General features: G+C 75.4%; 11 protein-coding genes. 2 read left to right on the top strand and 9 right to left on the bottom strand.

Translation table 11 applies throughout. The features are described 5' to 3' along the window. Positions 1-103 precede the first annotated feature (103 nt). A complete protein-coding gene (locus ACIQKA_RS18940) occupies positions 104-667 on the top strand; it encodes a dihydrofolate reductase family protein (RefSeq protein WP_383151547.1) in 564 nt (187 codons plus the stop codon). An 83-nt stretch (positions 668-750) separates the two neighbouring features. After that, entirely contained in the window at positions 751-2,259 is a 1,509-nt protein-coding gene (locus ACIQKA_RS18935) for a DUF4246 domain-containing protein (RefSeq protein ID WP_402541627.1), read from the top strand. A 19-nt stretch (positions 2,260-2,278) separates the two neighbouring features. Here the strand turns inward: ACIQKA_RS18935 and ACIQKA_RS18930 are convergent, their stop codons facing one another. From ACIQKA_RS18930 to ACIQKA_RS18890, 9 genes are all read right to left on the bottom strand, one after another. Next, positions 2,279-4,588, bottom strand: a complete 2,310-nt coding sequence (locus ACIQKA_RS18930) for a bifunctional salicylyl-CoA 5-hydroxylase/oxidoreductase (protein WP_402541646.1) — start codon at positions 4,586-4,588, stop codon at positions 2,279-2,281. Continuing rightward, positions 4,585-5,412: an enoyl-CoA hydratase family protein gene (locus ACIQKA_RS18925; RefSeq protein WP_383151549.1), complete on the bottom strand. Its 828-nt coding sequence runs from the start codon at positions 5,410-5,412 to the stop codon at positions 4,585-4,587. Before ACIQKA_RS18925 ends, ACIQKA_RS18930 begins: the two co-directional genes overlap by 4 nt. 149 nt (positions 5,413-5,561) lie before the next feature. Continuing rightward, positions 5,562-6,965: an amino acid permease gene (locus ACIQKA_RS18920; protein ID WP_383151550.1), complete on the bottom strand. Its 1,404-nt coding sequence runs from the start codon at positions 6,963-6,965 to the stop codon at positions 5,562-5,564. A 120-nt stretch (positions 6,966-7,085) separates the two neighbouring features. Then, a complete protein-coding gene (gene argF, locus ACIQKA_RS18915) occupies positions 7,086-8,108 on the bottom strand; it encodes an ornithine carbamoyltransferase (protein ID WP_383151551.1) in 1,023 nt (340 codons plus the stop codon). A 151-nt stretch (positions 8,109-8,259) separates the two neighbouring features. After that, positions 8,260-9,492, bottom strand: coding sequence for an arginine deiminase (locus ACIQKA_RS18910; protein ID WP_383432299.1), 1,233 nt, complete (start codon positions 9,490-9,492; stop codon positions 8,260-8,262). 96 nt (positions 9,493-9,588) lie between these two features. Beyond that, positions 9,589-11,703: a hypothetical protein gene (locus ACIQKA_RS18905; RefSeq protein WP_402541624.1), complete on the bottom strand. Its 2,115-nt coding sequence runs from the start codon at positions 11,701-11,703 to the stop codon at positions 9,589-9,591. Continuing rightward, positions 11,700-13,994 (bottom strand): hypothetical protein, encoded by a 2,295-nt coding sequence (locus ACIQKA_RS18900; protein ID WP_402541622.1) that lies wholly within the window; start codon positions 13,992-13,994, stop codon positions 11,700-11,702. Before ACIQKA_RS18900 ends, ACIQKA_RS18905 begins: the two co-directional genes overlap by 4 nt. Further along, positions 13,991-16,594: a hypothetical protein gene (locus tag ACIQKA_RS18895; protein WP_402541620.1), complete on the bottom strand. Its 2,604-nt coding sequence runs from the start codon at positions 16,592-16,594 to the stop codon at positions 13,991-13,993. Before ACIQKA_RS18895 ends, ACIQKA_RS18900 begins: the two co-directional genes overlap by 4 nt. Then, entirely contained in the window at positions 16,591-20,091 is a 3,501-nt protein-coding gene (locus ACIQKA_RS18890; protein WP_402541619.1) for a tubulin-like doman-containing protein, read from the bottom strand. Before ACIQKA_RS18890 ends, ACIQKA_RS18895 begins: the two co-directional genes overlap by 4 nt. Between the last annotated feature and the right edge of the window lie 14 nt (positions 20,092-20,105).

Genomic DNA, 20,105 nt, shown 5'->3' with positions numbered 1-20,105 from the left:
CAACCGGTCGGCCGCCCCCGGGGGGGGCTCCCGCGCGTCGTGCCGGGTCCCCCGGCGTCCGGCGGCCGTACTGTCGGAGCCCCGTCACCGAGGAGGACTTCCGATGCGCAGAGTGACCTGTTCGATGGGCGTGTCCCTGGACGGCTACATCGCCGGGCCGGACGGCGGTTTCGACTGGTCGGGACCCGACGACGAGGTCTTCCGCTTCTGGATCGACGACATCCGGGAGGTCGGCGTCCACCTGATGGGGCGGCGGCTGTACGAGACGATGCTGTACTGGGAGACCGCCGAAGGGGACCCGTCGCTCGACGCCCCGACGCGCGAGTGGATCTCGCTCTGGAATCCGCTCCCGAAGGTGGTGTTCTCCACGACCCTGACGGAGGTGCGGGGCAACGCCCGGCTGGCCTCCGGGAGCGTGGCGGAGGAGATCGAGCGGCTGCGGGCCGAACCGGGCGGGGGCGAGATCGCGATCGGGGGCGCGACCCTGGCGGCCGAGGCGGCCGCGGCGGGGCTGATCGACGAGTACCGGACCGTGGTCCATCCGGTGCTGGTCGGCGGCGGCACCCCGTTCTTCCCCCGGGACGGGCGCCGGGTGGACCTGGAACTCGTCGAGAGCCGCGCCTTCGGTTCGAAGGCGGTCCTCCTCCGCCACCGCGTGGTGCGCTGAGGGGCCGCCGGGCCGCGGCCGCGGTGTCGGTGCCCCGAAGTATCGTTCCCGCCATCGCACACCGACCGTGAGGAACGAGAGCATTGTCCGGCCTGTCCGCTTTCCCTTCGCCCTTCCACGCCTCCCGCTCCATGGCGTTCGCGACGCCCCGGACGCTGCGGGAGCTCCGGATGATCGAGTGCAGCGCGCACATCCGGGAGAAGCCGGACTGGTCCGGGAAGATGCGCGATCCCGAGATCGTCGGCAGGTGGGCGCGGGAGGCGGTCGCGCAGGGGCTCACCGAGGCGCAGGTCCGCCACGTCCTGGCCGAACTCGCGCACTACGCCGCGCTGCGGGACGGGCGGACCGGCGCCGAGGTGTCCGGCGTCGACGGCGTGTGGCAGTCGGACGCGCTGGTCGACGACGGGCTCCGGTCCCGGCTGCGCGAGGCGGTCCGGGTCCTGGAGGAGGTCCCCGAGGCGGAGAGGGACTGGCACCCCGGATCGGACGGCCAGGTCCTCGACCTGGTCCACCCCTCGCTGTTCTGCCTGGTGAGGGAGGTGAGCGGGGCGCCGGAGGAGGCCTGGCGGAACCCGACGAACAGCTACTCGAAGCACGAGTTCTCCGAGCGGTTCCAGTGGCTGCCCACGGACGTCGAGGTGGACGGGGACGGCGCCGTCGCCTTCCGCTCGTACGTCAACAACGTCCACCCCGAGGACCACCGCGAGCTGGCCGCCGTCCTGCCGGAGCTGTTCGCGCGCTTCCTCCCGCTGTTCGAGAACGTGCTCACCGATCTGCGCCACCCCCGGCCCCCGCGGATCGAGGCCGACCCCTACGGGTGGTACGACTCGGAGCCGGAGTACCCGCACAAGGCCTCCCACACCGACGACGGGGCCTACCGCGACGCGCTCGACGCGTGGGGACGGGCCCACGAGGAGTGGTGGGAGAACCGCCGCCCGGTCGTCCCGGACGCCCCGGACTTCGTCCCGCCCGCGCTGCCCGACGCGTCCGCCCGGGTCGACCTGCGCGGCCGCCGCCTCCAGGTGATCGTCAAGCTCGCCGCCCTCCACCTCACCCCGGAGAAGCCCGCGTACACCGGCGGTTCCTGGCACGTCGAGGGGATGCTGAACGAGCGGATCGTCTCGACCGGCCTCTTCTACTGGGACAGCGAGAACATCACCGAGAGCCGGCTGGGCTTCCGGGCGGCGCTCGACGACCCGCACTACGAGCAGAACGACGACAACGGTCTGCGCGAGGTGTACGGCCTGGAGGACGAGGACGCGCTGAACCAGGTGCTGGGCTCGGTGGCGACCCCGGCGGGCCGCTGCCTGGCGTTCCCGAACGTCCTCCAGCACCGCGTCGCCCCGTTCCGCCTCGCGGACCTCACCCGCCCGGGACACCGCAAGATCCTCGCGTTCTTCCTGGTCGACCCGTCGGAGCGGATCGTGTCCACCTCCGACGTGCCCCCGCAGCAGCCGTGGGCCGACACCTCGACCATGACGCGCGCGCGGGCCGAGGAGTACCGCGAGGAGCTCATGAAGGAGCGCAAGTTCTTCGTGGACGAGCACAACGAGCAGCTCTACGAGCGCGCGTTCTCCCTCTGCGAGCACTGAGCCGCGCGGCGGTCCCGGCTCAGGGGGCCTCCTGGTCGCGGCGGCCGGTGGGCGGGCGGCGGCTGCCCGCGCGGTACGGGTCGGGCCAGGGGGCCGCCGGGCCCTCGTAGCCCTGTTCGGCCGCCGCGTGGAGGGTCCAGTGGGGGTCGTAGAGGTGGGGGCGGGCGAGGGCGCAGAGGTCGGCGCGGCCCGCCAGGAGGAGGGAGTTGACGTCGTCCCAGGAGGAGATCGCGCCGACCGCGATCACCGGGACGCCGGTCTCGTTGCGGATGCGGTCGGCGTACGGGGTCTGGTAGGAGCGGCCGTACGCGGGGGTCTCGTGGGGGACTACCTGGCCGGTGGAGACGTCGATCGCGTCGGCGCCGTGCGCGGCGAGGGCGCGGGCGATCGCGACGGCGTCCTCGGCGCTCGTGCCGCCCTCGGCCCAGTCGGTGGCCGAGACGCGGACGGTCAGGGGCCGGTCGTCGGGCCACGCCTCCCGCACCGCGTCGAGGACTTCGAGGGGGAAGCGGAGGCGTCCTTCGAGGTCGCCGCCGTAGGCGTCGGCACGGTGGTTGGTGAGCGGGGAGAGGAAGCCGGAGAGCAGGTAGCCGTGGGCGGCGTGGAGTTCGAGGAGGTCGAAGCCGCTGCGGGCGGCACGCCGGGCGGCGGCCGTGAACTCCTCGCGGACGGCGGTGAGTCCGGCGCGGTCGAGGGCGGCCGGGATCTGGTTGACGCCGGGCCGGTACGGGAGGGGCGAGGCAGCGACGAGGGGCCAGTTGCCCTCGGGCAGCGGCTGGTCGATCCCCTCCCACATGCGCCGGGTGGAGCCCTTGCGGCCGGAGTGGCCGAGCTGGACGCCGAGCGCGGTGCCGGGCGCGCCGGTGTGGACGAAGTCGGTGATCCGGCTCCAGGCGGCGGCCTGTTCGTCGGTCCAGAGGCCGGTGCAGCCGGGGGTGATGCGGCCGGCGGGGCTCACGCAGACCATCTCGGTCATGACGAGTCCGGCGCCGCCGAGGGCCCGGGAACCCAGGTGGACGAGGTGGAAGTCGCCGGGGACGCCGTCCCGCGCGACGTACAGGTCCATGGGGGAGACCACGATCCGGTTGCGCAGGGTCAGTCCGCGCAGCCGGAAGGGGGTGAACATGGGCGGGGTGCCGGGCGGGCAGCCGAAGTCGTCCTCGACGGCGGCGGTGAGGGCCGGGTCGCGCAGGCGCAGGTTGGCGTGGGTGACGCGGCGGCTGCGGGTGAGGAGGTCGAAGGCGAAGCGGCGGGGCGGGCGGTCGACGCGGTCCGCGAGCTCCTCGAACCAGTGCAGGCTGGCGGCGGCGGCGCGCTGGGTGGAGGCGACGGCGGGGCGGCGCCCGGCCTCGTAGGCGGCCAGGGCCTCCTCCATGGTGCCGTGCGCGTCGAGGCTGTCGGCGAGGGCGAGGGCGTCCTCGACGGCCAGTTTGGTGCCGGAGCCGATGGAGAAGTGCGCGGTGTGGGCGGCGTCGCCGATGAGGACCGTGTTGCCGTGCGACCAGCGGTCGTTGACGACCGTGCGGAAGGCGGTCCAGGCGGAGTTGTTGGCGCGCAGCTTCCGGCCGCCGAGCGCCCCGGCGAAGATCTCGGCGCAGCGGGCGGTGGATCCGGCCTCGTCCAGGGCGTGGAGTCCGGCGGCGCGCCAGACCTCCTCGCGGGCCTCGACGATGACGGTGGAGGAGGCGGGCCCGTAGGGGTAGGCGTGGAGCTGCATCACGCCGTGTGCGGTCTCGGCGGTCTCGAAGCGGAAGGCGTCGAGGGCGAAGTCGGCGGCGAGCCAGATGTAGCGGCAGCGGTGGGTGGTGATCCGGGGGCGGAAGTGCGCGGCGTACGTCTCGCGGGTGCGGCTGTGGACGCCGTCGGCGGCGACGACCAGGTCGTGTGCCGCGGCGAGTTCGGCGGCGGGCGGGGCCTCGGCGCGGAAGCGGAGCCGTACGCCGAGGTCGGCGCAGCGGGCGTGCAGGAGCTCCAGGAGGCGGCGGCGGCCGAGGGCGGCGAAGGCGTGGCCGGTGGAGGTGGTGCGCCGGCCCCGGTGGACGACGTCGATGTCGTCCCAGCGGACGAGTTCGCGGTCGAGCGCCGCGTACGCGACGGGGTCGGCCTCCCGGATGCCGCCGAGGGTCTCGTCGGAGAGGACGACGCCGAAGCCGAAGGTGTCGGTGGGCGCGTTCCGCTCCCAGACGGTGACCTCGCGCCGGGGGTCACGCCGTTTGAGCAGGGCGGCGGCGTAGAGCCCGCCGGGGCCGCCGCCGACGACGGCGACGCGGGACGGGGAGGGGGGCGCGGCCCGGGTCCCGTGGGGGTTCGGGGCGCCCGGCGCGGTCAGCGGCCCCGCCACTTCGGGGGCCTCTTCTCGGTGAAGGACGCGTGGAACTCGGCGTAGTCCTCGCCGTGCATCAGGAGGGCCTGGGTGGCCGCGTCCAGTTCGACCGAGGCGGCGAGGGGCATGTCGAGTTCGGCGGTGAGCAGGGCCTTGGTCTGGGCGAGGGCGAGCGCGGGGCCGTCCGCGAGGCGCCGGGCGAGGGCGGCGGCGCGTGCGTCGGCGGCGCCCTCCTCGGTGAGTTCGCTCAGCAGGCCGATGCGCTCGGCCTCGGCGGCGCGGACGGGCTCGCCGAGCATGAGGAGCCGGGTGGCGTGGCCGAGGCCGACGACCCGGGGCAGCAGGTAGGCCGCGCCCATGTCGCCGCCGGAGAGGCCGACCCGGGTGAAGAGGAAGGCGAAGCGGGTGGTGGGGTCGGCGATCCGGAAGTCGGCGGCGAGCGCGAGGACCGCCCCGGCGCCCGCGGCGACGCCGTGGAGGGCCGCGACGACGGGGAAGGGGCATTCGCGCAGGGCACGGACGACCTGGCCGGTCATCCGGTTGAAGTCGAGGAGCCGGGCGGTGTCGAGGGCGAGGGTGGCGCCGATGATCTCGTCCACGTCGCCGCCGGAGCAGAAGCCGCGGCCCTCGCCGCCGAGGACGAGGGCGCGGACGGTCCGCTCGCGGGAGAGCTCGGCGAGGAGGTCGCGCAGGTCGGCGTAGGCGCCGAAGGTGAGGGCGTTGAGTTTGGCGGGCCGGGCGAGGGTGACGGTGGCGACGCCCTCGTCGACGTCCAGGCGCAGGTGTCGCCAGCGTGCGGTGCGGGGCGCGGAGCCGGTAAAGGGGCTCATCCGGAACGGCCTCCTTCCTCCATCTCGGAGCGTATCACCGTCCTGTGACCGTCGTCACGAGTACGCGATAGAGGGGTGACCGTCCCGTGGCCTCCCCCCGGGGCGCGTCCGGCGGATCACGGCCGGGGCCCCGGTCCGCCGGACGCGCCCTACCGCGCGGCGAGCCGCGAGTTGCGCCGCCCGTAGGCCGCGTACAGCAGTCCGCCCGCCACCAGGAAGACCGCGAACTGGAGCCAGGTCGTCCAGCCCGTGCCCCAGATCAGGTACAGGCAGAAGCCGATGCCGAGCACCGGGCTCAGCGGGAAGAGCGGCACCCGGAAGGAGCGCGGCAGCTCGGGGGCGCGGCGGCGCAGCACCATCACCGCGAGGTTGACGACCGCCATGACGGCCAGGGTGCCGATGGTGGTCAGGTCGACGACCACGTCGAGCGGGGCGAAGGCGGCCGGGACGGCGAAGACGGCGGCGACGATCCAGGTGTTGGCGACGGGGGTCGAGGTCTTCGGGGAGACCCGCTCGAAGACCCGGGGGACGAGTCCGTCGCGGGACATCGACATCAGGATGCGGGTCTGGCCGTACATCACGGCGAGGACGACGGAGGCGATGGCGACGACCGCGCCGAAGGCGACGATCCCGCCGCCGACCGACGAGCCGGTGACCTCGTCCACGACGACCGAGAGCGCGGCCGGGCTGTTCGCGACGGCGTCGGCCCCGATCGCCCCGATCGCGGAGAGGGCGACCGCGCAGTAGAGCAGGGTGACGAGCCCGATGCAGACGAGGATGGCGATCGGGATGTCGCGGCGCGGGTTCTTCACCTCCTCGCCGGCCGTGGTGATCGCGTCGAAGCCGATGTACGAGAAGAAGGCCACGGAGGCGCCCGCGGTGATGCCGGCGGCGCCGCTGCCCGTGAACGGCGAGAGGTTCCCGTCCTGGAAGGCGGAGAAGCCGATGGCGCAGAAGACGATCAGGATGCCGATCTTGAGGACGGCCATGGCGGCGGTCGCCCGGGCGCTCTCGCGGACCCCGCGCACGAGCAGGCCGGCGGCGAGCAGGATCACGACCACGGCGGGCACGTTGACCACGCCGCCCTCGCCCGGTCCGGCGGAGAGCGCGTCGGGCAGCCGCAGGCCGACCAGGCCGTCCAGGAGTTCGTTGAGGTACTGGCTCCAGCCGACCGCGACGGCGGAGACGGACACGCCGTACTCCAGGAGCAGGCACCAGCCGACGAGGAAGGCGGCCCGCTCGCCGAGGCTCGCGTAGGCGAAGGAGTAGGAGGAGCCGGAGACCGGGATCGCGCTGCCCAGCTCCGCGAAGGAGAAGGCGGTGAAGACGCAGGTGACCGCGGCGAGCACGAAGGAGACCACGACGGCGGGGCCGGCCTCCGCGACGCTGTCGGAGAGGCCGACGAAGATGCCCGTGCCCACGATCGCGCCGACGCCGAAGCAGACGAGCTGGAAGAGGCCCATGGTGCGCTTGAGGCCGTGGCCTTCGAGGTCGGCGCCGGACTCGGCGATGAGCTGCTGCGGCGTCTTGATCCGCGCGGCGGACGGGGGCATGCGGGGGTTCTCGTTTCTGGTGCGGGCACGCGAGAGGGGGTTCGGGCCTATCCGCCCGAACCCCCCTGAACCGTGCGATCGTAAACCGCGCCCCGCGCGTTCACCCCATCGGGCGCGGCGCTACGCCCCGGTGCCGGGGCCGGTCCCGGCCATGGTGGCGACCAGGACCGCCTTGATGGTGTGCATCCGGTTCTCGGCCTGGTCGAAGACGACGGAGTGCGCCGACTCGAAGACCTCGTCGGAGACCTCCAGCTCGGCCAGGCCGTGCCGGGCGTGGATGTCACGGCCGACGGCGGTGCCCAGGTCGTGGAAGGCCGGCAGGCAGTGCAGGAACCGGACGTCCGGGTTCCCGGTGGCGCGCAGCACGTCCATGGTCACGGAGTACGGGGCGAGGGAGGCGATCCGCTCGTCCCAGACCTCCTTGGGCTCGCCCATGGAGACCCAGACGTCGGTGGCGACGAAGTCGGCGCCCCGGACCCCCTCCGCCACGTCCTCGGTGAGGGTGACGGTGGCGCCGCTCTTCCCGGCGAGCTCGCGGGCCCGGTCGACGACCTCCCCGGAGGGCCAGTACGCCTTCGGGGCGACGATCCGGACGTCCATGCCGAGCAGGGCGCCGGTGACGAGGTAGGAGTTGCCCATGTTGAAGCGGGCGTCGCCGAGGTAGGCGAAGGCGACCTCGTCCAGCGGCTTGGCCGTGTGCTCGGTCACGGTGAGCACGTCGGCGAGCATCTGGGTGGGGTGCCAGTCGTCGGTGAGGCCGTTGAAGACGGGGACGCCCGCGAAGGCGGCGAGCTCCTCGACCGCGGCCTGGCTGTCCCCCCGGTACTCGATCCCGTCGAACATCCGGCCGAGGACGCGGGCCGTGTCCTTGACCGACTCCTTGTGGCCCATCTGGGAGCTCGCGGGGTCCAGGTAGGTCGTGGAGGCGCCCTGGTCGGAGGCGGCGACCTCGAAGGCGCAGCGGGTGCGGGTCGAGGTCTTCTCGAAGATCAGGGCGATGTTCCGGCCGCGCAGCCGCTGCACCTCGGCGCCCGCCTTCTTGGCGGCCTTGAGGTCGGCGGCGAGCGCGACCAGCCCCCGGAGCTCCTCGGCGGTGAAGTCCAGCTCCTTGAGGAAGTGGCGGCCGATGAGGTCTGTGGCCATGGGTCGCGCTCCTGTGGGTACGGTCGGGGGACGGCGGTCGGGGACCATGGAAGTCTATACGAACTTCAACATTTATATACAGCCCCCTTCCTGCGCCCTCCCCGCCCCCCTCCTCGCGCCCTCCCCGCCGCTCCCGCGCCCGCCCGGGGGCTCAGACGGCGTCCCGCTCCACCGGACAGCTCATGCAGCGCGGGCCGCCCCTCCCCCGGCCCAGTTCGCTGCCGGGGATCTCGATCACCTCGATGCCCTGCTTGCGCAGGTGCGTGTTCGTGGTGACGTTCCGCTCGTACGCGACGACCACGCCCGGCTCCACGGCGAGCACGTTGCACCCGTCGTCCCACTGCTCGCGCTCGGCCGCGTGCACGTCCTGGGTGGCGGTCAGGACCCTGATCTCGGGGAGCCCCAGGGCCGCCGCGATCGCGTCGTGCATCCGCTCCGGCGGGTGGTCGGTCACCCGCAGGGGCTGCCCCGCGTCCCCCGGCTCGATCGTGTACGAGCGGAGCATGCCGAGCCCCGCGTACTGGGTGAACGTGTCCTGGTCCACCATCGTCATCACCGTGTCCAGGTGCATGAACGCGCGCCGCTTCGGCATGTCGAGCGCGACGATCGTGCGCGCCGAACCGGCCGCGAACATGCCCCGGGCCAGCATCTCCACCGCCTGCGGGGTGGTGCGCTCGCTCATCCCGATGAGCACGGCGCCGTCGCCGATGACCAGGACGTCCCCGCCCTCGATCGTCGACGGGTAGTCCGCCTGCCCCTCCGACCAGTGGTGGAAGGCGCCCGCCTCGGGCCCGGTGAAGAGCGGGTGGTGCTTGTAGATCGCCTCGAAGTGGACCGTCTCGCGCTGCCGGGCCGGCCACCGCATGGCGTTGATGGAGACGCCGTCGTAGATCCAGGCCGAGGTGTCCCGGGTGAAGAGGTGGTTGGGCAGCGGGCCGAGGACGAAGTCGTCCAGGTCGAGGGCGTGGAAGCGGACCGAGGTCGGCTCCCGGTGCGCCGCCAGGAACTCCCGCTTCGTCATCCCGCCGACGAGCACCTCGCCGAGCGCGACGGCGTCGAGCGAGTCGAAGGCCGCCCGAAGGTGGTCGGCGGCGAGCGGACCGTACTCCTTCTCGTCGAAGACCCGGTCCAGGACCAGCGCGCGGGCGGCCGGCACCTTGAGCGACTCGCTCAGGAGGTCCGCGAAGAGGTGCACCTCCACCCCCCGGTCCCGCAGCACGTCGGCGAAGCCGTCGTGCTCCTGCCGGGCCCGCCGCACCCAGAGCACGTCGTCGAAGAGGAGGGCGTCCTTGTTGGTCGGGGTGAGCCGCTTCAGCTCCAGATCGGGGCGGTGGAGGATGACGCGGCGCAGCCGCCCGGTCTCGGAATCGACATGGAATCCCATGGGTCCATCCTGACGGAGGGGGGCCCGTGCGGCCCGTGTTTCGGCACAGGGCCGTCGGACAGGGGCCGTCGGACCGGGGCCGTCGGACCGGGGCCGTCAGACGAGGAGCTTGCCGAGCACCGCCAGGACGATCGCGGCCAGGAGGACGCCGAGCACCACCGCGCCCCGGCGCAGGAAGCGGCGGGTGTAGCCGTCGCCGGGGTCCTCCGGGGGCGGCGGGGCGGCCGGGGCGGCGGCCGGGCGGTGCGGGGCGCGGGAGAGTCCGTACGCCTCCTTGAGGAGGGCGAGCCAGACCGCGTCCGGGAGCCCCGGGCGCTCCCCCTCGACGATCAGCCAGAACGCCTCCCGGGCGGACGGCTCGGGGCTCGTGCGGAGCCGGGAGAGCAGCTCGGCGACGGTGCCGGCCGGGGCGTCGCCGGCGCCGAGGAGCGGGCGGACCGCCCAGCGGTACAGCTCGGCGGCGTCGGCCGCGCGCTGCTCCTCCGCCGGTTCGCCGGGCCCGCCGCGGGTCCCGGACGGGGCCACGGCCCAGAGGTCCCGGCCGAGGACCGCGTCGCAGAGCTCCCGGCGCAGCCGGTGCTCCCAGGACGGCAGGCGCCGGGCGGCCTCCCGGAGGAGGAGGGTGCGGGAGCCGTCCGTCTGGGGGCGGCGCAGCGCGTCGAGGAGTTCCCGGTCGCCGGACCGCCCGACGAGCTCCCGGGCCTCCTCCGTGGTGCGCGCGGGCGGCAGCTTGTACACGAGCCCGGTCTCGTCCTCCCGCTCCCGCGCCCGCCGCCACGGCGGCCGCCCCTCCTTCCCGGGCCCGGTCCACCGGGGCGCGACGGAGGGCAGGACGGGGCGGGGATGGGAGCGGACGGGAACGGCGGGGGGAGGCGGGGCGGCCGGGGGGCCGGGGACGGCGGGGACGGCGGGAGGGGAGGAGGGAGGAGGGGGCGGGGGTACGGGGGCGGGCTCCGGGGCGGACGAGGGTGCGGGCGGGGGTTCCGGGGCGGGCGAGTGGTCCGTACGAGCGGAGTGGTCCGTACGAGCGGGATCCTCCGGACGGTCGGGGCGTTCCGCGCGGCCGAAGTACTCCGTGCGGCTCAGGTGCTTCGGCCAGTCGGAGTGTTCGGGGCCGTCGGAGTGGTGCGGACGGTCGGGGTGGTGCGGACGGTCCGGGTGGTCGGAGTGGTGCGGACGGTCCGGGTGGTCGGAGTGGTGCGGACGGTCCGGGTGGTCGGGGTGGTGCGGACGGTCCTGATGGTCGGGGCGGTCCGTCCGGTGGGGCGGTTCCTCGCGGGCCCTCCGCGGGGACGGTTCCGGGCCGGAGGGCGTGCCGGTGCCGCGGTCCAGGGCGTCCAGGGCGCGGGCCGCCGTCTCCAGGAGGGGCGCGCTGCGGGCCGTCGCGGCGGCGTGGAGGGCGCTGCCGACCGCGTACTCGCGGCCCGCCCCCTCCGCGACCCCCCGCAGGTGGTGGCGGACGAGCCCGGCCGCGATCTCCTCCGCCCGGTCGTCGTACCGCTCGCGCGGATCGACGCGGCGGCGGCCGGTGTTGCGGCTCGCCGCGCCCGCCCAGCGGCCGACGAACGAGAAGCGGAGCGCGCTCAGTTCGACGGTGTCGTGGGTGGCGAAGGTCCAGCGGCGTTCGGTGGACGCGCCGAACATGCTGTGCAACCCCCACAGCACGGGGCAGGCGGTGTTGCCGCGCTCGTCGAGGACGGTGAACCGCTCGTCGGGGTGGCGCAGCAGCTCCGCGACCGTGCCGGTGAGTTCGTCGGCCGCGTAGGCGAGGGAGTCGTCCAGCTCGCCCTGGCCCCGGCCGGTCGCCGGGACGAGGACGTCCTCGGGGACGGCCGGGAGCCGTCCCCGCACCCCGGCGGCGTCGAGGGCCGAGCCCTCCCAGTTCCAGGCGTGGAGGCCGAGGCAGAAGGAGGGTTCGAGGAGGGCGGGCGAGCCGACGAGGGCGTGGCAGAGCACGGACGTGCCGCCGTCGGCGCCGGTGAACGGGGCGCGCCGGATCAGCATGACGTCGGCGCGCCGCTGGAGCCGGACGAGGGCGGGCCGGGTCTCCTCGCCGCTCGCCCGCAGCACGGGGGCGGAGATCCGGAAGAGGTTCTCCGCCTCGTCGCGCGGCCCGGACCACGCGACCGGTCCGAAGCCGGTGGTGCCGGACAGGTTCTCGCTGTCCCAGCGGAAGACGATCTGGTCGACCTCGTTCTCCGACCGCGTCATCGGACGATCCCCTCCGTAGGCTCCGCCCCGGGCAGCAGCCCGCACGAGGCGAAGAGCGACAGCAGTGGTGCGAGGACCCGGCGCGGCCGGACCCCGTGCGGAAACCGGTCGCCGCGCGCCTGCCCGCCGGTCGCGGCGACGAAGTGCAGCGTGCAGTCCGCGCAGTCGTCGAAGGGCTTGAGCCAGGCGGCGCCGGCGTGGTGGGCGAGGAAGGCGTACGCGTCCCGGCTCTCGGCCCGCAGCGCGGCGGGGTCGTACCGGCCGGGGAGCGCCCGGCCGAGCCAGCGGTCGACGGCCGGTTCGAAGCGCACGAGGTCGCTCTTGTTGACGGCGAGCGCGGCCGGGGCGGCGACGAGTCCGCCGCGCCGCCGGGGAACGCGGTTGAGGACGGTGGTGAAGGCCTCGTCGCCGAGCTCGCGGCGCCGCAGCCCGCTCTGCTCGCGCAGCGGGTCGAGCGCGGGCAGCCGGAGCGCGCGCAGCGGGTCGAGGACGAACACGAAGGCGTCGACGCCCATGAGGAAGCGGCCGACCTCCCCGTCCTGCGCGAGGTCCTCGCCCGCGAGGTCGAAGAAGACGACGGGCCGGGGCGTCGCGCCGCCCGCCTGGACGAGCAGTCCGTCGGCGAACCGGGCGAAGGTCTGCTGCCCGGTGCGGCCCAGCTGACGGCCCTGTTGCAGGCTCTGCACGCGTTCGCGCAGATAGGCGCGGTGCGCCTCGGGGTTCAGCGGCCGGCACTTGAGTCCGTACGGTTCGAGGCCGCCGAGCTCGACCTCGCCGAGCATGGCGGCGAGGAGGTGGGTCTTGCCGACGGAGGAGCTGCCGACGAGGGCGACGGAGAGCGGTTCGCCGTTGGTCAGGTAGGGGACGGGCAGTTCGTGCTCCTCGTCGCCGTCCACGGTGTGCGGGCACAGGTGGTACGCCTTGCGCAGGGCGTCGGCGACGTGGTGGGGGCGGCGCTCGGCGCCGAGGTCGAGCGGGATGCGGTTGCCCTTGGCGTCGATGGTGACGAGGAGCCGTTCGTCGTACGCGACGGGGAGCAGGCAGTGGGGGCACATCCGGCTCCGCGGCGGCGGTTCCGGTGCCGGTCCGGCGGGGGCGGCGGAGGCCGCGGGCCGGTCGGGTCCGCTCCCGCCGCCGAAGATCCGGTCGAGGAGGGAGGCGCGCCGCGGGCGCGGGTCCCGCGCGGGGCCCTCCCCGGAGGTCCCCGGTCCCGCGCCCGGCCCGGGGTCTCCGGCGACCGCGCGCTTCCGGGCGGTCTGGACGTCGTACTCGGCCCGCCACCGGTCGAGCGGGTCGGCCGTCCCGGCGCGGGCGGCGAGCGGGTCGGGGACGTGCAGCAGCCGCATGAGCCCGGCCGGCGGGGGCCGGTCCGCCGCGTCCGCCGCGAAGAGGCCGGCCTGTCCCAGGGCGGCGAGGCGGCGGTAGTCGGCGAGGTCGGCCGGCGGGCCCTCGCCCCGGTCGGGGCGGCCGGAGAGCAGGTGGTAGGCGAGTTGGGCGACGGACCACAGGTCGTCGCGCGGATCGGTGGCGCCCCGGCCCGCGCGCTGTTCGGGCGAGGCCCAGGGGGCGGTGCCGAAGGGCTCGCGGGGCTCTCCGGAGCGCAGTGCCGCGTACGGCGCGCAGAGCCGCACCCGGGAGCCGTCCCACCGCACGGTGTCGGGCGTGACGGCCCGGTGCACGAGGCCCGTGTCCTCCAGGAGCCTCACGGCCATGGCGAGTTGGCCGGTGATCCGCTCCTGGTCCTCGGCGCCGAGGCGGCCGGCCCACTCGGAGAGCGGACGGCCGCCGGACGGGCGGTACAGGACGAAGGGCTCGGGCGCGGTCAGGTCGAAGCCGACGAGCCGGGCGAAGACCGCGCCGAACCGCTCCGTCCCGTAGCGCCGTTCGAGGGCGACGGCGGCGGCCACCTCGCGCTCCAGGAGGCCGTACGCGCGGGGGTCGCTCAGGGCGGACGGGGGCAGCCGGTACTGGAGGACGTGCGCGCCCGCGCCCAGGACCGCCCGCCGCGCGAGGATCCCGGGCCGGCCGGGCGGCCTGCGGTCCTCGCCGTACCGCACGGCGAAGCGGACCGGCACCTCCCGGTGGGTGAGGAACTCCAGCTCCTGGTAGTACGGGTGGGGCGGCGGGACGGGCTCGCCCAGGTGGTCGGGGTGGTCGGGGTCGAGGGCCCGGCCCGGTTCGGGGGGCCGGCCGGGGCGCGGGGCGTCCGGGGCGCCGTCGTGGCGCGGGCCGGCCGGACGGCCCGGCTCGTTCGGCTCGTTCGGGTGGTTCGGGTGGTTCGGGTCGGTCACGGTTCTCCCGCCTCCTCGGCGCGGACGGTGTGCACGACGTCCGCGCGCAGCGGTACGAGACGGAGGACGCCGGCGTGCCGTCCGGCGCCGGTCCACACCACGTCCTCGGGGGTGCCCCGCCAGACGTCGTCCCCCGCCGCGCCGCGCCGCATCGCCTCGGGGACGAAGCGGACCTGCCGGGCGGCGGCCGGGTCGTGGGAGAGCAGCCGCAGGTGCTCGGGGCCGCAGAGCACGACCGTGCGGCCGGGATCGTCCTCGGCCAGGAGCAGCCGGGCCACCGCGTCCGGGGCCACGCCGGTGAGCCGGGCCGCGTCGGGCCGGTCGGCGCGGTCCGCGAAGGCGGCGACGGGCGCCCCCCGGGCGTGGAGGCCCTCGTACGGGGGCGGCGAGGCGGCCACGTCGCGTTCGAGACGGAGGCGGGTCTCGGCCAGGAGTTCCGCGAGCCGTTCCTCGTGGCCCGCCGCCGCGACGGCGGCCGGGTCGTGCTCGATCCCCGCCCAGCAGCGGTCGAGGATCAGGACGGTCCCGGCGACCAGGTCGCCCACCAGGGTGTCGACGAGCGCGGGGCCCCCGTCCCCGTACCGCCGCTCCAGCCAGGCGGGGACGGGAGCGGGCCCGGCCCGGACTCCGGCGTCCGGGCCGGACGGGAAGTCGGGGCCGGACGGGAACGGCGCGGAGGACGCCGAGGACGCCGAGGACGTGGAAGGCGTGGAGGAACCGGAGGGCGTGAAGGGCCCGGAGGACGCGGAGGGGGCGGCCGGGGGCGGGTCCGGAGGGCCGGAGGCCGGGGGGTCGTCGTCCGTGTCGGACCAGAGGTCCTCCTCCCCGCCGTCCCCCCAGTCCTCCCAGCTCCAGGAGGCCGTGCCGGTGTCCGGTCCCGCCGGCGGCGGCGGCGCGCCCGGCCGGTCGCCCGGGGCCGTCGCGGACGGCCGGGCGTACGCACCGCCGTGCGCGTCGGCGGTCTCCGCGAGGACGCGGAGCAGCCGGGCCACGGCCCCCGCCCCGGCCGAGCAGTGGTGCCGCACCTCGGCGAAGAGCCAGTCGTGGACGGCGGTCGTGACGACCAGGGCGTGGACCTCCCGCAGGATGCGCCAGGCCTCCTCCGGGTCCGCCCGGGCCCACCAGTCGTCCACGGCCCGCGTCCAGTCGCGCAGCGCGAGGAGGACGACCGCCGTCACGGACACGGCGAGGCCCACGGCCCCCGCCCACGCCGGCGGCTCCAGGAACCGGCCGAGGAGCGCCCCCGCGAGGCCGCCGAGCACGCCGCCGAGGAGCCGGGGCGCCGCGCCCGTGGCGCCGCCGCCGTCGATCCGCCCGTCGGGGGAGCGGTTGGGCCGGCGGCGCAGCATCAGACGGGCGAGGCCGGCGGCGAGGACGCCCACGGCGGGCCCGAGGACCCAGCCGAGGACCGGCCAGACCCCGGCGAGCAGGGCGAGGAGCCCGGTGACGGCGAAGGCCGCCGGGCGCGGGCCGCCGGCGGTGAAGGGGTGCCGGGCGTTCAGCCTCCGCAGCCGCTCCGGGCCGCAGAGGGCGTCGAGCCGGGCGAGCCGGGCGGCGCTGCCCACGGGCGCGGTGCGCGCGGACAGGGCGGAGAGCCGGGCCGCCACGGAACGCAGCGGCAGCCCCTTTCCGATCAGGTCGTGGGTGTGGTCGCGCAGGGCCGGGACGATCCCGGTGCGCGTGATCTCCCGGGGCAGTTCGGGGAGTTCGACGCCCCGGTCCCGCAGCAGGCTCCGGTGCTCGGCGGTCGGCCGGGCGCCGCCCGCCACGCCGAACGCGTCCGCCACGGCGGCGCGGAAGCGGCCCAGCTCCTCCGCCGCGCGCTCGACGTCGCCCGGCAGGTCGGCGTCCCGGCCCGCCCCGGCGAGGAGCCCGGCCGGGCCCCGCACCCGCCGGTACCCTTCGACGGCGTCGCCCACGGCCTCCTCGCAGGCGGCGAGCCGGGCCCCGGCCCGGCCTCCGGGCGGCAGCCAGTGGTGGCCGGAGAGCGAGTTCGGCACGCCGTCGTCGAGGAGGAGCGCGAGGGAGCCTGGCACCTGGTCGGCGGAGACGGTGCCGACGGGGACGTCCGGTCCCGCGAGGCCCTCCACCGCCTGCCGCCAGGCGCGCGCCCTGGCCTCGTCGGTGAGGTCGTGCTCCAGGACGCGGGCGGCGGGCACGGCGACGCCGTGCACCACCTCGCCGAGCGCGCGCAGCACGGCGTCGTACACCTCGGGGGTGGAGAGGACGTCGACGAGCGGACGCAGGACGGACTCGGCGGGGACGCCGTCGTCCGGGGCGCCGAGCAGCCACAGGACGCCGGCGGCGGGCGGGCGCAGGGCGAGGGTCCGGCGCAGGGTCCGCCCGTCCTCGGTGCCGACGGCCAGGCAGACGACGTGGGCGGGCCCGTACGAGGAGAGGCGCTCGTAGAGCAGTTGGTGGGCGACGAGCCGGTCGGCCTCGTCGACGACCAGGAAGCGGCGGCGGCCGTCGGGCTGCGGGGCGTCGAGGGCCGCGCGGACGGCGGCGCCGGGGTCGCGCCCGCCGTCTCCGGCGGCCCGCAGGTCGAGGCAGACGGCGTGGCCGGGCAGGGGCCGTTCGGGAAGGACGCGCGCGCTCACTCGGTCCCGCCGTTCCGGTCCCCGGAGCCCGGTTCCGCGAAGTAGCCGTCGAAGTCGGGCTCGGGCTCCTGCTCCCAGCCCTCCTCGAAGACGGACGAGGGCGCGGGGGGCCGCTGCCCGCGGGAGGCGTACGGGTCGCCCGGGGCACCGCTCCCGTGCCCTCCGGGGGGACCGCCGTTCCCGTACGGGGAGCTGTTCGGGTACGGGGGGTTGTTCCCGTACGGGGAGTCGTTCGCGTACGCGGGGCCGTTCCCGTACCCGGGAGGGGGGCTGTCGTGCGCCGGTCCGGGTCCGTACCCCTGCCCCTGCCCCTGCCCCTGCCCCTGCCCCGGAACGGCGCCGGGGCCGGGCTGGTGGTTCCCGTTCCCGCCCGGTCGGGGCGCGTGGCGTTCGTAGAGGGCGCGGAGGGTCGAGCGGGTGGCGTGGGCCGCGCTGGGGAAGCGCATGGCGAGGGCGCCCGGGTAGGTGACCGACCAGAAGTGGCGGAGCGGGGCGAGCCATTCGGTGTCCGCCTCGCCGTACTCGGCGGCGAACGCGTCGACGAGGGCGAGCTGGCGCGGCGCCACCTCCTCCACGAAGCGGGTGAAGAGCGGCGACGGGGGGACCGGGACCTGCGCGAGGCCCTTGGGCAGGGCGCGCATGAGCCGTTCGCAGAACTGCTCGATGATCTGCCCCTCGTCGAGCAGCGCCCACCGCTCGTACGCCCGCAGCAGCCCCGCCCAGCTGGAGAGCGAGCCGTCGAAGTCCTCCAGGCGCAGCGTCATGGTCGCGGACTCGCCCTCCTGGAGGCGGATCCGCACGAGGTGGGGCGAGCCGGCCGGGCCCTCGGTGGTGATGTGGCCGTTCCACATGGCGCAGAGCAGCCGGTGCAGGATGCGCTGCCGGTCCTGTTCGGTGGAGACGAGCCAGTCGTCCTGGTAGCCGAGCCGCTGGCGCCAGTGCAGGAAGTCGTGCTCGCCGCCGGAGTCGCGGGCCTCGGCCCAGAGGCTGAGGACGCCGCGGACCTCGGAGATGTCGGTGAGGTTCATGCCGCTGCGGAAGAAGACGACGGTGATGGAGTCGGTGTCGACGGCCCGGCACTCGGGGACCACCCGCGGGGGCAGGTTGAGCTCCTGGGAGAGGAAGTCGGCGGCCCGTCCGTCGGACTCGCTCGCCGGGTGCACGATGAGGATCTTGAGGGGGCCGCTGCCGTCCGGGACGAAGCCCACCGGGAGGAGTCCGGCGAGGCGGGAGCGGAACTGGTCGAGCCAGCGCGGGTCGACCTTCGACTCGGCGGTCCCGTCGCCGGAGGCGGCCCGGAGCAGCAGCTCCATGGAGGGCAGCAGGGGGCGGGCGAAGACGTCGTCGTTGGCCTCGCCGAAGAGGCGCTTGACCCGCCGCTCGACGACCTGCTTGACCTCCTTGACCGCCGCTCCGGTCGAGCGGACGGCGTCCAGGGCGCGCCGCCAGTCGTCGGGTCCGACCAGCCGGTCGAGGAGGGTGGCGGCGTCGGCGCTCTCCGGGAGGCCCTCGCTCTGGGCGAGCCGGTCGACGACGTCGTCGTAGAAGGCGCGGAGGGTGTTCTGCGGGGGCAGCAGGTAGGCGATGCCCGCGCGGTCGTCGCGGTAGAGCTTGCGGCGGCTCTCGGCGAAGGACTTGGCCTCGTCCTGCTCGTGGGCGCGCAGGGCCCTGGCGAGTTCGGCGACCTCGTGGGTGACGCGGTTCAGGGAGGGGCGCCACTGGGACTCGCCGGCCTGCCAGCCGCGGTGCCAGAGGACCCGGGCCCGCCACTGGTACCAGGCCTCCTGCGCGGCGAGCGCGTCCTGCACGTCGGGGTCGGTCCACCGGGCCGGCACGAGTCCGCCGACCGGTCCCTTGACGTGCGGGACGGCGGGGGCGGAGGTCTGGACGTTCGGCGGCCGCTCGGGGTCGTTGCGCCGGTTGTCGAGCATGCCGGTGAAGCCCTCCCTGGCCACCCGGTCGGGGTGTCCGGGCAGTCCGGCGAGGACGGTCTCCAGCATGAACGGGCCGACGAGGCCGAGCAGTTCGCGGGCGCCCGCGCCGGGCCTGAAGTCCTCGGTGAGGCGCGGGACCTCGCGGGAGAGGTGCACGTCGAGGCGCTGGAGGGAGTCCTCCATGTCGTGGAGGCGCTGGTTCAGCTCCTGGGCGATGTCCCTGCTGCCCCGGGGCAGTTGCTCGGGCAGCGGCACGTCGGGGGCCTCGCGGCTCCACAGGCGGCCGATGCCGGAGCGGGTGAAGAGGTCCCGGACGAGGTCCTGTCCGTCGCGGGCGGGCCGCCGGGCCCGCTCGGACATGCCGCGGACGGCCTGGGCGAGGAGCCGGGCGGCGACGATCTCGGCGAGGTCGTCGACGGGGACGGTGAGGGAGGCGGCGAGGCTGGTGGACATGCCCCGGTAGCCGATGCCGGTGCGGGCCGGGGTCGCGCGCTCGACGCTCTTGTTGATGAAGCTGGCGGCGAAGGACTGGTAGTCGTCGTCGGCGCGGTTCACCGCGCCGTGCTCCTCGCCGAGTTCGGTGCCGATCAGCGACATCACCATGGCGGCGATGGAGCGGCGCAGGTCCTCGGAGCCGATGACGGACGGCTTGGAGAAGAGGAAGGCGGTCTGCATGGTGGCGGGGCGCAGGGCGACGGTCCCGTCGACCGGGTAGGTGACGCTGAGCCGGCCGCGCTCGCGGACGTCGCCGACCGTGTCGGGGGCGTCGGGGACGTTCTGGTCGTCGACGAGCCGCGAGAGGTCCACGAGGGCGCGGGCGGCGTTGAGTTCGGCCTCGCGTCCGCCGCCGCCCTCGGGCGGGAAGGCGGAGGGCATGACGACGAGCGGGTAGATCTTCACGCCGGGCACCTTGGCGTTGCGGAACTCGTGCCCGACGAGGTGGATGAAGTCGTAGAAGATGCCGGCCCCCGTGCCGCCGGCGACGGAGAAGGCGACGAAGACGTCGCAGCCCCGGATGCGTCCGCCGCCGACCCGCTTGAGGTCGCCGGCCGCCTGGCCGATGGCGCCGATCGCCTCGCGGAGCTGGCGCACGACGGGGTCGAGCCCGGAGCGCAGGGTCGCGAAGAGGGCGGAGCGCCCGACGGTCGGGAGCTGTCCGGCGCCGTGGTTGAGGGGGGCGACGCGCGGCTGGCGGGCCTGGGGCGGCAGCCAGTGCCGGGTCTCCTCGTCGAGGGAGACGCGCAGCATGCGGGCGACCTCGGGGGAGCTTTCGAGGTCGGTGGGGAGCAGGTCGCGGACCATGCGGGAGGTGCGGGCGTAGGCGGCGCCCTCCGCTCCCCTGGCGCGGAACTGCGGCTGGCCCAGGAGTTCGCCCTCGCTGAAGTCGGCGTAGACGAACTGGAGGCAGTCGGGGAGCTGGAAGGGCAGGCGGCGGCCGCCGTCGACGAGGTCGGTGCCGTCGGGGCCGCACAGCTCCCGGCGGAGGCTGCGTTCGAGCTCGATGCCGATGCGTCCGCCGGTGCCGCCGAGTCCGACGAAGAGCATGGGCTGGTAGATCTTCATGTCGTCTCCTCGGT

Source organism: Streptomyces sp. NPDC092045 (genome assembly GCF_044756005.1).
In the GTDB taxonomy this organism is placed as follows: Bacteria; Actinomycetota; Actinomycetes; order Streptomycetales; family Streptomycetaceae; genus Streptomyces.
This window is presented reverse-complemented; position numbering and strand designations above follow the sequence as displayed.